12 protein-coding genes and 2 other annotated features are annotated in these 14,831 nt (G+C 46.7%); of the genes, 11 read left to right on the top strand and 1 reads right to left on the bottom strand.

Translation table 11 applies throughout. The annotated features are described in order from the left end of the window. Position 1 precedes the first annotated feature (1 nt). The 10 genes from thrC (at position 2) to trpA (ending at position 10,632) form a co-directional block, all read left to right on the top strand. Complete coding sequence (thrC, locus tag RG959_RS00365) at positions 2 to 1,066, top strand: threonine synthase (protein WP_251270766.1); 1,065 nt, start codon at positions 2 to 4, stop codon at positions 1,064 to 1,066. Further along, on the top strand, positions 1,063 to 1,953 hold the full coding sequence (thrB, locus tag RG959_RS00360; protein WP_342795515.1) for a homoserine kinase: 891 nt from the start codon (positions 1,063 to 1,065) through the stop codon (positions 1,951 to 1,953). The genes thrC and thrB overlap by 4 nt, the downstream gene beginning before the upstream one ends. Before the next feature lie 227 nt (positions 1,954 to 2,180). Then, on the top strand, positions 2,181 to 3,050 hold the full coding sequence (locus RG959_RS00355) for a carbon-nitrogen hydrolase family protein (protein WP_342795514.1): 870 nt from the start codon (positions 2,181 to 2,183) through the stop codon (positions 3,048 to 3,050). Beyond that, entirely contained in the window at positions 3,047 to 3,715 is a 669-nt protein-coding gene (locus tag RG959_RS00350; RefSeq protein ID WP_342795513.1) for a GNAT family N-acetyltransferase, read from the top strand. Before RG959_RS00355 ends, RG959_RS00350 begins: the two co-directional genes overlap by 4 nt. Positions 3,716 to 3,755: 40 nt before the next feature. Beyond that, positions 3,756 to 3,989, top strand: a binding site (T-box leader). 25 nt (positions 3,990 to 4,014) lie between these two features. After that, positions 4,015 to 4,222: a binding site (T-box leader), on the top strand. A gap of 51 nt (positions 4,223 to 4,273) precedes the next feature. Then, entirely contained in the window at positions 4,274 to 5,668 is a 1,395-nt protein-coding gene (gene trpE, locus RG959_RS00345) for an anthranilate synthase component I (RefSeq protein WP_342795512.1), read from the top strand. Beyond that, positions 5,665 to 7,281, top strand: coding sequence for a bifunctional anthranilate synthase component II/anthranilate phosphoribosyltransferase (locus tag RG959_RS00340; protein ID WP_342795511.1), 1,617 nt, complete (start codon positions 5,665 to 5,667; stop codon positions 7,279 to 7,281). Before trpE ends, RG959_RS00340 begins: the two co-directional genes overlap by 4 nt. Then, positions 7,278 to 8,048 carry an indole-3-glycerol phosphate synthase TrpC gene (trpC, locus tag RG959_RS00335; RefSeq protein ID WP_342795510.1) on the top strand — a complete coding sequence of 257 codons (771 nt, stop codon included), beginning with the start codon at positions 7,278 to 7,280 and terminating at the stop codon, positions 8,046 to 8,048. The genes RG959_RS00340 and trpC overlap by 4 nt, the downstream gene beginning before the upstream one ends. After that, the gene (locus RG959_RS00330) at positions 8,049 to 8,663 is read left to right on the top strand and encodes a phosphoribosylanthranilate isomerase (protein ID WP_342795509.1); all 615 of its coding nucleotides are present in this window, start codon (positions 8,049 to 8,051) and stop codon (positions 8,661 to 8,663) included. It abuts the gene before it with no gap. Beyond that, on the top strand, positions 8,660 to 9,871 hold the full coding sequence (gene trpB / locus RG959_RS00325) for a tryptophan synthase subunit beta (protein WP_315695825.1): 1,212 nt from the start codon (positions 8,660 to 8,662) through the stop codon (positions 9,869 to 9,871). Before RG959_RS00330 ends, trpB begins: the two co-directional genes overlap by 4 nt. Next, entirely contained in the window at positions 9,868 to 10,632 is a 765-nt protein-coding gene (gene trpA / locus RG959_RS00320; protein WP_242232874.1) for a tryptophan synthase subunit alpha, read from the top strand. The genes trpB and trpA overlap by 4 nt, the downstream gene beginning before the upstream one ends. A gap of 70 nt (positions 10,633 to 10,702) precedes the next feature. Here trpA and RG959_RS00315 read toward each other — a convergent pair whose 3' ends face one another. Further along, the gene (locus RG959_RS00315) at positions 10,703 to 11,491 is read right to left on the bottom strand and encodes an ABC transporter ATP-binding protein (protein ID WP_342795508.1); all 789 of its coding nucleotides are present in this window, start codon (positions 11,489 to 11,491) and stop codon (positions 10,703 to 10,705) included. Positions 11,492 to 11,991: 500 nt separating this feature from the next. On the opposite strand from RG959_RS00315, the gene RG959_RS00310 reads away from it, so the two are divergent. Further along, positions 11,992 to 14,811: a 2-oxoglutarate dehydrogenase E1 component gene (locus tag RG959_RS00310; RefSeq protein WP_342795507.1), complete on the top strand. Its 2,820-nt coding sequence runs from the start codon at positions 11,992 to 11,994 to the stop codon at positions 14,809 to 14,811. Positions 14,812 to 14,831: the final 20 nt, after the last annotated feature.

The following is a 14,831-nucleotide window of genomic DNA, read 5'->3' as shown; positions in this document are numbered from 1 at the left end:
CATGGCAAAATGGGAAGGTTTATTACATCAGTACAAAGAATTCTTACCGGTTACCGAAAATACACCGGCACTTTCATTAATGGAAGGAAACACACCGCTTATTCCACTTGTGAACATTTCTAAAAAATTAGGTGTGAACATTCATGTTAAAGTAGAAGGTGCCAACCCGACCGGCTCCTTTAAAGACCGCGGTATGGTTATGGCTGTAGCCAAAGCAAAAGAAGAAGGAAGCAACACTGTCATCTGCGCGTCAACAGGGAATACATCAGCGGCAGCAGCTGCTTATGCATCCCGCGCTGGAATGAAAACAATCGTGGTTATTCCGGATGGCAAAATTGCTCTTGGTAAATTAGCGCAGGCCATGATGTACGGAGCAGAAATTGTTGCGATTGAAGGAAACTTCGACGAAGCACTGGCGATGGTCCGCAGTATCAGTGAGAAATCACCGATTACTCTTGTAAACTCAGTAAACCCGTACCGGATCGAAGGGCAAAAAACAGCTGCGTTTGAAGTATGCGACCAGCTTGGACAAGCACCGGACGTTTTAGCGATTCCAGTTGGAAATGCCGGCAATATTACGGCATACTGGAAAGGCTTTAAAGAATACAATGAAAAATTCGGCACAGGCCTTCCACGCATGCACGGATTTGAAGCTGAAGGAGCGGCAGCGATCGTTCAGGGTGCACCAATTGCACAGCCGGAAACAGTCGCAACGGCAATCCGTATCGGTAACCCGGCCAGCTGGAAATTTGCAGAAGCAGCGCGTGATGAATCTGGCGGTAAAATCGATTTTGTAACAGATGCAGAAATTCTAGAAGCGTATGAAATGATGACGCGCGAAGAAGGAATTTTCGCTGAGCCTGCTTCAAATGCTTCTATCGCTGGTATCATCAAACACGTAAAATCAGGTGAAATCGAGCAGGGAGCAAACATTGTCGCTGTACTGACTGGAAACGGCTTGAAAGATCCGCAAACAGCGATTTCTCAAATCGAGAAAAAACCAACAGTTCTGCCAAACAATGAAGAAGCGGTGTTCAACTTTATCCGTGGAGTGGTCGAAGCATGATGTTTTCCGGCTCTTTGAAAGTGCCGGCATCAACGGCCAATTTAGGGCCTGGATTTGACTCGATCGGCCTGGCTTTTAACCTTTATTTAACGGTGGACGTCAAGCAGGCGGAGGAGTGGGCATTCTCCCACGAATCCGATCTGCTTGCCGGTCTTCCGGAAGATGGCCGCCATTTAATTGCGGTCGTAGCGAAGAAAACAGCCGCCCTGCGCGGCGTCGAGATGACACCGGTAGAAGCTGTGCTGAAAAGTGAAATTCCGCTTGCACGCGGGCTTGGAAGCAGTGCAGCAGCAATTGCGGCAGGTATTGAAATTGCAGACCGTTTTGCAAACCTGGGGTTATCAGATGAAGAAAAATTAAACATTGGCGATCAATTTGAAGGGCATCCTGATAATATTGGTGCGTCTTTGTTTGGCGGAATGGTATGCGGCGTGTCCCTTGGCGAGCATGCCGAACTATTAACACTTCCTGCACCAGACGTAGACCTGGTTGCACTTGTGCCGCCGTATGAGCTGAAAACCGAGGATGCTCGTAATGCGCTGCCGGATTCGTTCAGCCGGAAAGATGCGGTTTTAGCGAGTGCGGTTTCCAATATGCTTGTTGCGGCTTTTATGCAGCATGATTATGAAACAGCAGGACGTATGATGGAGCGGGATGTTTTTCATGAGCCGTACCGTGCCGAACTCATTAAAGAATTTCATCCGGCACGTACACTGGCGAAATCATTGGATGCGTACGCAACGGTGATCAGCGGTGCAGGTCCAACCGTGCTGACACTTGCCCCGCGCGGCAAAGGTGAAAGCATTGCGGCGGCATTCCGGGAGCAGTTTTCGGATTGTGATGTTTTACAGTTAAATGTAGAAGCAAATGGCCCAGTGTGGCAGTAAAAAACCGGCGGAGCGTTTCGCCGGTTTTTTTGCATGAAAAAGGGCAGACAAAGGAGTTGACATTTTCATAAAACACTTTATAATTGAAATTGAGATTCATTCTCATTAACCCCCTCTTATGAGTATGAATTGAACATCCGACTTGTGACGGCTTTCGAGCCGTCTTTTTTTCTTGCAAAAAACGCCCATTTCTACTACCGTAGAAAAAGACGAAAGGGGCGACGAGCATGAAAATGAGAGTATCAGCCGTGCAGTATCACCTGCACACTATTGATTCATTTGATGAATTTGCAAAACAATGCGAACACTACATAAAAACAGCGATGGAATTTGAAGCAGAATTTATCCTATTTCCGGAGTTTTTTACAACACAGCTTTTGTCCATTGGCGATGAGAAAACGGGTGAAGCGCTTAAGATTACCGATCTGCCGCTGTTTACAGAAAGGTATGAGCGGCTGTTTTCAGGTTTTGCCAAAGAATATGACGTCCATATTATCGGCGGCACGCACGTAACAGAATGGAAAGGCGGCATTCAAAATACGGCGTATTTGTTTTATCCGGACGGTTCGTATCAAATGCAGTCGAAATTGCATATTACACCGGCCGAAGTAGAAGGCTGGAATATGCAGCAGGGTGAAACGTTCCGCATTTTCGAAACGGAAAAAGGAACGATTGCCATCCTGACCTGCTATGATATTGAATTTCCTGAAGTAGTCCGCATGGCAAAAGCGAAGGGTGCAGATGTGATTTTTTGCCCGTCTTGTACAGATGACATGCACGGTTTTCACCGTGTCCGCTATACGAGCCACGCCCGGGCGGTTGAAAACCAAATTTATGTGGTCGGCGCCGGCACGGTCGGCTCACTGCCAACGGTTGACTTAATGCGGTCGAATGTCGGGCAGGCGGTCGTAATTTCACCGAACGACATTCCATTCCCGCCGGGCGGAATTGTCGCAGAAGGGATTATGAATGATGATATGATTATTACAGCTGATCTGGATTTAGCGCTTTTGTACGAAGTACGCAAAAGAGGGTCCGTTACTACATGGCGTGACCGGCGGACAGACTTATATCCAGATTGGTGGGATCAGGATTGACCTATTACCAGGAATATTTTGCGTTTCAGGATAAAAAGCCGATAAAAGCCATTCTTCGTAATTATACGAAGCAGGACTTTAACGGACTGCTTGATGTGCAAAAAGCGGCTTTTCCGCCGCCATTCCCGCCGGAGCTATGGTGGAATACCGAGCAATTGCAAAATCATGTTGACCTTTTTCCAGAAGGAGCACTTTGTGTCGAGATCGAAGGAGAGATAGCCGGTTCGATGACCGCATTGATCATTCAATACGAGCCCGGCGATACACATTCGTGGGAAAAGGTAACGGACAATGGATATATCCGTAATCATAATCCAGACGGCAATACGCTGTATGTTGTCGATATTTGCGTCAAGCCGGCCTTTCGAAAGCTGGGCCTCGCGAAAAAAATGGTCGAGGCCATGTACCAAACCGTTGTTCACTTAAATCTTGAACGGCTGCTTGGCGGCGGACGGATGCCCGGCTATCATCTTTATGCAGATACGCTCACTCCGGAGCAGTATCTACAAAAAGTCATCTCCGGAGAGATTTATGACACAGTCGTTACGTTTTTGATGCGTGCCGGCCGCGTGCCCGTCGGCGTTCTGCGCGATTACCTGGATGATGAGGAATCCAAAAACTGTGCAGCTCTCATGGAATGGAAAAATCCTTTCCGAAAGGGTTGATATTTTAAATTGATTGTATTATGATAATAATCAGTCAAATAACAAAGCGTTGAAGAAGAAGAGTAACACTGTGAAATGCTAAAGAGAGCCGGCGGTTGGTGCAAGCCGGTGCGGGAAACAGTGTGAATGGGCTTCTGAGCTCCGGACCGAACATGATGAGTAGGCTCCGGCGTCCGTCTTACGTTACAAGGAACAGGCAGAAATGAATTCTGCTGTTAAAGTGGGCTGCAGTTTGCGGCCAATAAAGGTGGTACCACGGCTCCCCGTCCTTTTAGTGATGAGGGGGCCTTTTTGTATATAAAAATACGTTGATCGGAAAAAGTAAAGCAGACAAGCGCGTTAAAGAGAGCCGGGATGGTGGAAACCGGTACGAAGCCTCTGCTTGAATGGGTCCGTGAGTGGCAGCTTGAACAAGAAAGTAGAGCGCCCGGCAGCCGGCCGTTAACCGGTTTTAAGGGGAAGCATTTGCTTCAACGAGAGGTGGCACCGCGGGAAACCGTCCTCCATAGATGATGATCATCTATGGAGTTTTTTTATGCCTTGAAAGGAGAATGGAAGATGAATTTACAAACAACGCTAGCCTACAAACTAAAAGAAATAGAAGGGGATATGATTACACCGATCTCTATTTATCGTTTGCTTTCCGGCTCTAAAAAAATGCTGTTTGAATCATCAGCTAAACATGAAGAAAGCGGGCGCTACTCTTTTATTGCAGTAGATCCAATCGCCGAGTTCAAAGCGGATGCAGCCGGATATGAATTGAGCAAAAAAGATGGAACAAAAGAAACCGGGTCGGGCAAATTTATGGACAAGCTTAAGTCTATTATGCCTGTTCAGGAAGAGCAGCCGTATCCGTTCCCATTTTTCGGAGGAGCAGCCGGCTACATTGGCTATGATACGGTTTTCTTTGAAGAAAAAATTGGCGAGCCGCTCGCAGATGAGCTCGGCATGCCGGATGTGCACATGATGTTTTACGACACATTCGTCGTCTACGATCACTTGATGCAGCGTGTAACGATTGCTGCAGTTGACTTGTTCGGCGGCCGGACAGAAGAAGAAATGGAAACGGCGATCGAGACGATCTACAACGATATTCATACCGGCCAAAAGCCGGATAGCGGGCAAGAAACACAGGCACTTGTGTTCAGCTCGAGCCTTGAGCGGAATACCTTCTGCCAAATGGTTGAGCGGGCGAAGGAACATATCATTCGCGGAGACATTTTTCAAGTGGTTCTTTCTCAGCGCTTATCTTCTCCGTTCGAAGGCGATCCGTTTACGCTTTACCGCCGTCTGCGGACATCTAACCCGTCGCCGTATATGTTTTATATTGATTTTGAAGGCTATACCGTTCTTGGGACGTCACCAGAAAGCCTTGTAAAGGTAAGCGGCCGGACGGTTACAACCAATCCAATTGCCGGCACACGCCCGCGCGGCAGTTCACCGGAAGAAGATGCGCGCCTCGCAGAAGAGCTGCTCGTAGATGAAAAAGAAATCGCCGAGCACCGTATGCTCGTGGACCTTGGCCGTAACGATGTAGGAAAAATTTCTGAAATTGGTTCTGTTACACTCGATAAATATATGAAGATTGAAAGATATAAGCACGTCATGCATATCGTGTCAGAAGTATCGGGCGAATTAAAAGAAGACTATCATCCGCTTGATGCTTTAACCGCCTGCCTGCCTGCAGGAACTGTAAGTGGTGCACCAAAAATCCGCGCGATGCAGATTATTAACGATTTGGAGCCGGTAAAACGAGGCGTTTACTCGGGTGCAGTCGGCTATTTATCCGCAACCGGCAGCATGGACTTTGCGCTGGCGATCCGTACGATGGTCATTAAAGACGGCAAAGCGCACGTACAGGCTGGCGCAGGAATTGTGTATGATTCAGTGCCGGAAACCGAATACGAAGAAACAATGCACAAAGCAAAAGCATTACTGGAGGTGCAAAAATGATTTTATTGATTGATAATTATGACTCTTTTACTTATAACCTATATCAGCAAATCAGCCGGATCGGCAAAAACGTCCGAGTTGTGCGAAACGATGAAATAACGATTGATGAGATTGAAGCTCTTGAGCCGGAAGCGATCGTCATTTCTCCTGGACCTGGCACACCGGAAGAAGCGGGCATCTCAATTGATGTGGTTCATGCTTTTTACCACCGCATTCCAATACTCGGCATCTGCCTTGGACACCAGGCTATTGCGGCGGCATTTGGAACGGATATTATTCAGGCAAAAACAATTAAACACGGCAAACTATCCATGGTCCGCCATAAAGGAAAAGGGTTGTTTGCGGCTGTACAGGGCCCGGTTCCGGTCATGCGCTACCATTCTTTAGTCGCGGACCGCAAAACGCTCAGCCCGAAACTTGAAGTGATCGCAGAATCAATTGATGACAACGAAATTATGGCGCTCCGCCACAAAGAATATCCGGTATTTGGCCTGCAGTTCCATCCAGAATCAATCGGCACGGAGGCCGGGGATGAGCTGATTGCTGAATTTTTCCGTTCTTACCGGAAAGAGAAAAATATGAAAAAGTATTTATTGAAGCTTGCGGAAGGCCAGTCTCTTTCATTTGATGAAATGACAGATGCGGTTGAAGAAATTTTACAGGAAGATATTTCTGACAGTGAAATCGCTGCATTTTTAATGGCGCTGAAATCAAAAGGCGAAACCGTCAATGAAATTGCTGCACTGGTGCACGTGCTTCGTCAAAATGCCGTATCCACTCGCACTGCCTGGAAAAATGTCATGGACAACTGTGGAACGGGGGGTGACGGCTCTCAAAGTTTTAATATTTCGACGACTTCTGCTTTTGTACTGGCTGGTGCGGGCGTCACAGTCGCGAAACACGGCAACCGGAGCGTATCGAGCAAAACTGGAAGTGCCGACGTGCTTGAGCACCTTGGCGTGTCACTGGACTTTGTAGCGGATGAAACTGATAAACTTTTAGATGAAAATGGGATTACTTTCTTGTTTGCCCCGCACGTTCATCCGAAAATGAAACGGATTATGAAAGTACGGCGCGATTTGAAAATTCCGACCATTTTCAACTTGATCGGACCGTTAACGAATCCGGTTCAGCTTGATACACAGCTGCTCGGTATCTACCGTCGTGATATGCTTGAGATGATGGCAGACGTATTGAATCGGCTTGGACGCAAGCGGGCCGTTGTGCTGAACGGTGCCGGCTACATGGACGAAGCGTCTTTAGCAGGTGAAAACCATCTGGTTGTGCTTGAAAACGGCGAGGTGAACAAAATGATTATTACACCGGAATCTGTCGGCCTGCCTGTTTATTCACTTGATGAAATCAAAGGCGGCGAAGCGGTTGAAAATGCACAAATTTTAAAGCGTATTTTAGAAGGGGAAGAACAGGGTGCCTGCCGGGATACGGTTCTCCTCAATGCCGGCATTGGATTGTTTGCCTGCGGAAAAGCGAAAACGGTGAAAGAAGGCGTAGATATGGCGAGAGAAAGCATTAACTCGGGTGCTGCACTCTCGAAGCTGAACTACCTTGTTAACTACTCAAAATCCAGACAGAAAGAAGCGGTATTCGGATGACAACCATTTTAGATAAAATTATTGATAAAAAAAGAGAAGAAGTTACCCTGCTGAAAACAGCTAGTCTGTCCTATGTGGCGGACCGAAAACCGGTTTCATTTTACGAACGAATTGCCGCTTCCAAAACAATGGCACTTATCGCGGAAGTAAAGAGAGCATCGCCTTCAAAAGGGGATATAAATATCGGTGTGGATCCTGTCCAACAAGCATCTATTTATGCCGAAAACGGTGCAGATGCTGTATCGGTTTTAACGGATACGCCCTTTTTCAAAGGAACGATGAACGATTTAGAAGCGGTAAAAGCAAGTATTGAGATTCCTGTGCTGAACAAAGACTTTATCATTGACCCTATCCAGATCGACCGTGCTTTTGCATCAGGTGGAGATATTATTCTATTAATTGCAGCGGCGCTTGAAGACGAAGATATGAAGCGTCTGTACACACACGCAAAGGAGAAATCGCTTGATGTGCTTGTAGAAGTACACGATGAAGCGGAAATGGAACGGGCGCTCCGCCTTGGCGCAAACTTGATTGGGATTAACAACCGGAATTTAAAAACATTCGATATTGATTTGGCCGTGACAGAGCGGCTGCTTCGTTCATATGGACGGGAAAACGCCTTTTTTGTTTCCGAAAGCGGTATTCAGACAACGGATGATGCCGTCCGTATGAAAGAAGCGGGGGCACGTGCCTTGCTTGTGGGAGAAACGTTAATGAGAGCGGGTAATGTTGGGGAAACGGTCCGCTCATTGAAAGTAGGGCTATAAATGAACGTAAAAATTTGCGGCATTCAATCATTTGAAGCAGCGAGCTGGGCCAGGGAAGCGGGAGCGGATATGATCGGCTTTGTTTTTGCGGAAAGCAGCCGGAAAATTCCTTCCGAATTCGCACGCCAGCTTGCAGAAGCAGTAGGCTCGGATGTAAAGAAAGTCGGCGTTTTTGTAAACGAATCTGAAGAAACGATTCGCTCGATTGTTAACGAAGTTGGACTTGATTATGTACAGCTGCATGGCGATGAGACAGCGGAATTTGCGCGCCGGATGCCGGTGCCCGTCATTAAAGCTTTTTCTGCCAAAGACGATCTTTCCTTTGAAGAGATGTTCGCCTTCCCGGCCGATTATATTTTAGTCGACAGCCCGCCCGCTGCGTTCCGGGGTGGAAGCGGCCGGACGTTTGACTGGTCCATTTTAGAAAATCCAGGTGTAGATAAATCCCGCTTGATTTTGGCAGGCGGTCTGCATCCTGATAATATTGAGGAAGCGGTCCAGTCGGTTGGTCCATTTGCTGTTGATATATCAAGCGGGGTCGAAACCGATGGACGAAAAGATGAAACAAAAATATTTCAATTTGTAGAGCGTGCGAAAGGAGCCCATCAATCATGAGTAAAGTATATAACCAGCCGGATGAAAAAGGGCATTTTGGAGAATATGGAGGCCGGTACGTACCGGAATCCCTCATGCGTGCCGTAAAAGAATTAGAGGAAGCTTATCAGTCAGCGATGAAAGACGAAACGTTTTTATCCGAGCTGAACCGCTATTTAACCGACTATGTCGGACGCGAAAATCCGCTTTATTTTGCCGAAAACCTAACGAAAGCAGCAGGCGGCGCGAAAATCTATTTGAAGCGGGAAGATTTAAATCATACAGGCGCCCACAAAATCAATAACACGATCGGACAAGCTTTGCTTGCTGTAAGAATGGGCAAGAAAAAAGTCGTAGCCGAAACCGGTGCCGGCCAGCACGGAGTCGCAACAGCAACTGTATGTGCGCTTTTAAACCTCGAGTGCGTCATTTTTATGGGTGAAGAAGACATTCGCCGCCAGGAGCTAAACGTTTTCCGAATGGAGCTTCTTGGTGCGCGCGTTGAAAGTGTTTCCCAGGGAAGCGGCACGCTGAAAGATGCTGTTAATGAAGCGCTTCGCTACTGGGTAACGAACGTTGAAGATACCCATTACATTATGGGGTCCGTGCTGGGTCCGCATCCATTCCCGCAGATTGTACGTGATTTCCAGGCGGTCATTGGGCAGGAAACAAAAAAACAGCTGCAGGAAAAAGAAGGGCGTCTTCCGGATGCTGTTGTAGCCTGCATTGGCGGCGGCAGCAACGCGATGGGTATGTTCTATCCATTTATTGAAGATAAAAGCGTGAAAATGTACGGGGTTGAAGCATCCGGCAGCGGAATCGATACGGACAAGCATGCCGCATCCATGACGATGGGCAGCGTCGGCGTCCTGCATGGCAGTAAAATGTATTTGCTGCAGGATGAAGCGGGCCAAATTCAAGAAGCTCATTCGATTTCAGCCGGTCTTGATTATCCGGGTGTTGGACCGGAACATAGCTTTTTAAAAGATTCCGGACGGGTCATCTATGAACATATTACCGATGAAGAAGCACTTGAAGGATTTAAAGCACTGACAAAAACAGAAGGCATTATCCCGGCACTTGAAAGCTCTCATGCGATTGCGTACGCCCTAAAGCTTGCACCGAAAATGAATCAAGACGAGATTATTGCCATTTGTTTATCCGGCCGCGGCGACAAAGACGTGGCGCAAATTAAAGAGCGGTTTGAAAGAGAGGGCAAGCAGGCATGACCAAGTTTAAAATGGCCGAAGCATTTCAAAAAGTAGAGCAAGAAGGGAAAAAAGCATTCACCGCTTACATTATGGCGGGTGATGGCGGGCTTCACACACTAAAAGATACCATTTTGCTTTTAGAGAAGTCCGGCGTAACTGTGATTGAGCTGGGTATACCGTTCTCCGATCCTGTCGCCGACGGCCCTGTTATTCAGGAAGCCGGCAAACGGGCGCTCAAAGAAAAAGTCACCCTTACTCAAATTTTGGGAGAGCTTGCTTCTTTTAAAGAAGAAATCAGCGTACCGATTGTGATTATGACCTATGCAAATCCAGTGTTTAAAGTAGGGGCAGAGCGTTTTGCCGAATTGTGTGAACAAGCAGGTGTATCAGGCGTGATTATTCCGGATGTGCCAATGGAGGAAGAAGCGGAGTTTCGGGAGCCGCTGGCGAAGCGGGACATCGCGATGATCCGCTTTGTGACACTAACCAGCTCAGACGAGCGCATCGCCCAAACGGTGAAAGATGCAGAAGGGTTTATTTACGCGGTCACCGTTAATGGTATTACCGGCGCACGTGCCGGCTTTGCAGACGATCTCAGTGTTCATCTGTCCCGTATTGCGGAGCAAAGCCCTGTCCCGGTTCTGGCCGGATTTGGTGTATCATCAAAAGAACAGGCAGAAACGCTGGGCGCAGCATGCGGCGGCGTCATCGTCGGCAGTAAAATTGTCCAGCTGCTTCATGAAGGAAAAGGCGAGGAAATCAAACAGCTTATCCCTTAAGTCCCTTTTTAGAAGCAGGACAGCAAACAATCAAAAACCACCCTTTTTCCTCCGAAAAAGGGTGGTTTTTTTAATTGGACAGCACTTTCAGCCAGCATCGCTCGTTCTGCCATTCAAGCTCAACCGGCAGGCCGAATGCCTCGGAAAGAATATGGCTGGTAAGCACACTTTTTTTCTCGCCTGCTGCGAGCATTCTTCCTTCTTTTAAAACAGCAACGTGTGTAATAGCCGGAAAAATTTCTTCAATATGATGCGTAACGTATAGAAGAGACGTATTATGCCATCCGGCCTGTTGTTCGAGCGCCGTGAGAAGCTCTTCTCGCGCTCTTACATCCAGGCCGGAGCATGGCTCATCTAAAATCATGGCATCAGGCTCAGCCATAAAAGCACGGGCAATAAGCACCCGCCGCTGTTCTCCCTGGGACATAAACCGGTACGGCTTGTCCGCTAAATAAGATAAACGAAGTGATGCCAGCAGTTCATCTGCTTTTTCCCAATCCGCGGCTTCTGTTTTTTCATAAAGACCAATAGAATTAAAACGGCCGCTCACGACAATCTCCCGGGCGCTCTCCGTATTCAGCGTTTCTAAAAAACGGTTTAATGTATTGCCGACGAAGCCGAGGCGCTTTTTCACATACTCCCAGTTATAACGCCCATATTCGTGACCAAAAACCCGGATTGTACCGCTTGTAGGGAATTCGTACCCGCCCATCATATTCAGCATCGTTGACTTGCCTGATCCATTTAACCCTAAAACAGCCCAATGCTCACCCTCTTTTACGGTCCAGTTTATATTGTTTAAAATGACTTTGTCCTGCCGGACGAAACGCACTTGCTCATATGAAATTAATTCTGTCATTATGTATCACTCCCGCTTTTATTGTAACAGAAAAAAATGGATGCTATAAACGGTAAAAGAAGAAAACCGTTCATCTCATATAGGAATTTTCAAGATACTTTGATATGCTGTTTCGGCATCGAATTAATGCCAAAAATGAAAGGATTTTAGTATAAGATTTCACTAATGAACAGAGGGTATTCTATAACACTTTTTTATCGGTTTGAGGTGAAAAAAACCGCATAACGGCGCCTATTGGAGCGTTTTCATAAAATATGAAAAATAATTAAGTAAATTTGCAAAAAAGCTTGGTTTTTTGAAAAAACAGTAGTAAGATTGTACTTGAAAAAGGCAGTCTCCAGTCAACTGGAACTTATCAACAGAATCAGCCTTTTTCGTTTAAATTGCATTCAGAGTGGTAAGGATGTTCTGAAAGCGTTTTTAGATTTTTTTGTACATATTTTGGTAAAATCGAACGTATACACGAAAATCAAATGGGCAACAAGTGGAGGTTTTTCAGTATGAACATGCAGATTAGCCAGGGAAACCCGTGGAAAAACTTTTCGGGTCCAAACCTTGGGTATGTAATGGAAGTGTACGAACAATACTTGGCCGATCCAGATGCAATCGACCAGGAGCTGCGCCAGTTATTTGATCAATGGGGTCCCCCGGAGTCGTTAACTGGAAATACAGCGCAGCATACCGCATCAGCGGGTGATCTTGATAAGCTGTTTCGTGCCGTGAAGCTTGCAGACAGCATTCGTATTTATGGTCATCTGGCAGCAGACATTAATCCGCTTGGTGACAGCAAAAAAGACACGCGTCGTATTGATCTTGAAACATATGAACTCACAGAAGCGGATCTTCGTCAAATACCGGTAGAGTATATTTGTCCAGGCGCCCCGGCACACGTTCAAAACGGATATGATGCCATTATGCACTTGAAAAAAGTGTACACGGATAAAGTGGCTTTTGAATTCGCGCAAGTACATGATCTGGAAGAGAAACAATGGCTTCGCCAGCAAATCGAATCGACAGATTACTATCCGACGTTTACAGACAGTGACAAGAAAAAGCTGTTAAAACGCCTTACACAGGTTGAAGGATTTGAGAAATTCATTCATAAAACATTTGTCGGCCAAAAGCGCTTTTCTATTGAAGGCTTAGATGCCATGGTGCCGCTTTTAGATGAGCTTGTTCACCATTCGGCCGTAAAAGGCGCACAAACGATTAATATTGGGATGGCTCACCGCGGCCGCTTGAACGTCCTTGCCCACATTCTCGGCAAACCGTACGAAATGATTTTTGCGGAATTTGCTCACGCACCAAGTAAAAAAATGCTGCCGCTTGGTTCTATGAAAATGAACTATTACGGCTGGACAGGTGACGTAAAGTATCACCTTGGTGCAGATCGCAGCTATAAAGAAGAAGATACACAAACAGCGCGTATTACCCTTGCGAACAATCCGAGCCACCTTGAGGTAGTTAGTCCAATTGTCGCCGGTTATACACGCGCCGCACAGGAAGACCGTACACAAAATGGAAAACCAGCGTTAGATGTTTCTAAAGCGATGTCTATTATCATCCACGGAGACGCAGCATTCCCTGGACAGGGAATTGTCGGTGAAACGTTCAATATGAGCCAGATTAATGGCTATAAAACGGGCGGATCGATTCATATTATTGCGAATAACATGATCGGCTTCACAACGGAAAGCTATGATTCACGTTCTACACGATATGCGTCCGATGTAGCCAAAGGCTTTGAAGTGCCAATCGTCCATGTAAACGCGGATGACCCGGAAGCATGTGTGGCTGCGGCATTTATGGCGGTCAACTACCGGTCACGCTTCGGTAAGGACTTTGTAATTGACTTGATTGGATACCGTCGTTTCGGCCATAACGAAATGGATGAGCCGATGACAACGAATCCAAACATGTACAATATTATTCATAAACATAAAACAGTTCGTGAACTGTATGCACAAAAACTCGCTGACCGCGGAGTTATTGAAAACGGGTATGCAGATGAAGTGTACCAAGAAAACGAGCAAAAGCTGAAAGACCTGTTTGAAACGGTTCCGAAAAAAGACGATAATCCGGATATTATTATGAATCCGCCGCAAGTCGTGGAGCAGGACCTGCCGTGCCATAAAACAGGTGTAAGTGAAGAAGACTTAAAAGTGATCAATCAAGAGCTTCTTCAATGGCCGGAAGGATTCCAGCCGTTTAAAAAGCTTGAACGGATTTTAAAACGCCGTGAGCAGCTGTTTGTGGAAGACGGCCAGGTTGATTGGGGTCATGCTGAAACACTGGCATTTGCTTCTATCCTAAAAGAAGGCACCCCGATCAGACTAACAGGTCAAGATTCACAGCGCGGAACATTTGCGCACCGTAATCTTGTTTTGCATGATGAAAACAATGGCAAAGAATACAATACGCTGCATGGTTTAAGCAACGTATCCGCTTCATTTGATGTCATTAACTCGCCTTTAACAGAAACAGCTGTGGTCGGATTTGAATATGGCTATAACGTATTTTCTCCGGAAACACTCGTTCTTTGGGAAGCGCAGTTTGGAGATTTTGCCAATATGGCCCAGGTAATGTTCGATCAGTTTGTTTCCTCAGGACGGGCGAAATGGGGGCAAAAATCAGGCTTGGTTATGCTTCTGCCGCATGGCTATGAAGGTCAGGGACCTGAGCATTCAAGCGGCCGCATCGAGCGCTTCCTGCAGTCTGCAGCTGAAAACAACTGGACGGTAGCGAATTTGTCATCAACGGCTCAATATTTCCACATTTTGCGCCGTCAGGCTTCCATCCTGCAAAAAGAAGAAGTTCGCCCGCTTGTCATTATGACACCGAAAAGCTTGCTTCGTCATCCGCTGGCTGCATCTAAAGCTTCCGAGTTTTCAAATGGAAACTTCAACATTATTGTGGAAGAGCCGAGAACAGGCAGCAAGCCGAAGAAAGTAGAGCGCATTGTGCTTTGCAGCGGGAAAGTGTCTATTGACCTTGCTGAGCAGATCGAGAAGTCAGAAGAAAATCTTGATTGGCTTCACGTATTGCGGGTAGAAGAGTTATATCCGTTCCCGAAAGAAGAAATTACGGCTATTCTAGAACGCTTCCCGAATGTAAAAGAAGTCATCTGGCTTCAGGAAGAACCGCAAAATATGGGTGCGTGGACATATATGGATCCAAGACTGCGTGATACAGTTCCAGAAGGCGCAACTGTCCGTTACGTAGGCCGCCGCCGCCGTTCTAGTCCATCAGAAGGCGATGCCATTGTTCACAAGAAAGAACAAGCTCGCATTCTGCGTACTGTATTAACGAAAGAACAGTAAAAATAACCGGCTCCATTCTG

Source organism: Domibacillus sp. 8LH (assembly GCF_038806185.1).
Classification (GTDB): Bacteria; Bacillota; Bacilli; order Bacillales; family Domibacillaceae; genus Domibacillus; species Domibacillus indicus_A.
Note: the sequence above shows the minus strand (reverse complement) of the source record. Positions and strands in the feature narration are given on the sequence as shown.

Coding starts and splice junctions, on each gene's coding strand:
- thrC (WP_251270766.1), top strand. CDS start 2: ATGGCAAAATGGGAAGGTTTATTACATCAGTACAAAGAATTCTTACCG.
- thrB (WP_342795515.1), top strand. CDS start 1,063: ATGATGTTTTCCGGCTCTTTGAAAGTGCCGGCATCAACGGCCAATTTA.
- RG959_RS00355 (WP_342795514.1), top strand. CDS start 2,181: ATGAAAATGAGAGTATCAGCCGTGCAGTATCACCTGCACACTATTGAT.
- trpE (WP_342795512.1), top strand. CDS start 4,274: ATGAATTTACAAACAACGCTAGCCTACAAACTAAAAGAAATAGAAGGG.
- RG959_RS00340 (WP_342795511.1), top strand. CDS start 5,665: ATGATTTTATTGATTGATAATTATGACTCTTTTACTTATAACCTATAT.
- trpC (WP_342795510.1), top strand. CDS start 7,278: ATGACAACCATTTTAGATAAAATTATTGATAAAAAAAGAGAAGAAGTT.
- RG959_RS00330 (WP_342795509.1), top strand. CDS start 8,049: ATGAACGTAAAAATTTGCGGCATTCAATCATTTGAAGCAGCGAGCTGG.
- trpB (WP_315695825.1), top strand. CDS start 8,660: ATGAGTAAAGTATATAACCAGCCGGATGAAAAAGGGCATTTTGGAGAA.
- trpA (WP_242232874.1), top strand. CDS start 9,868: ATGACCAAGTTTAAAATGGCCGAAGCATTTCAAAAAGTAGAGCAAGAA.
- RG959_RS00315 (WP_342795508.1), bottom strand. CDS start 11,491: ATGACAGAATTAATTTCATATGAGCAAGTGCGTTTCGTCCGGCAGGAC.
- RG959_RS00310 (WP_342795507.1), top strand. CDS start 11,992: ATGAACATGCAGATTAGCCAGGGAAACCCGTGGAAAAACTTTTCGGGT.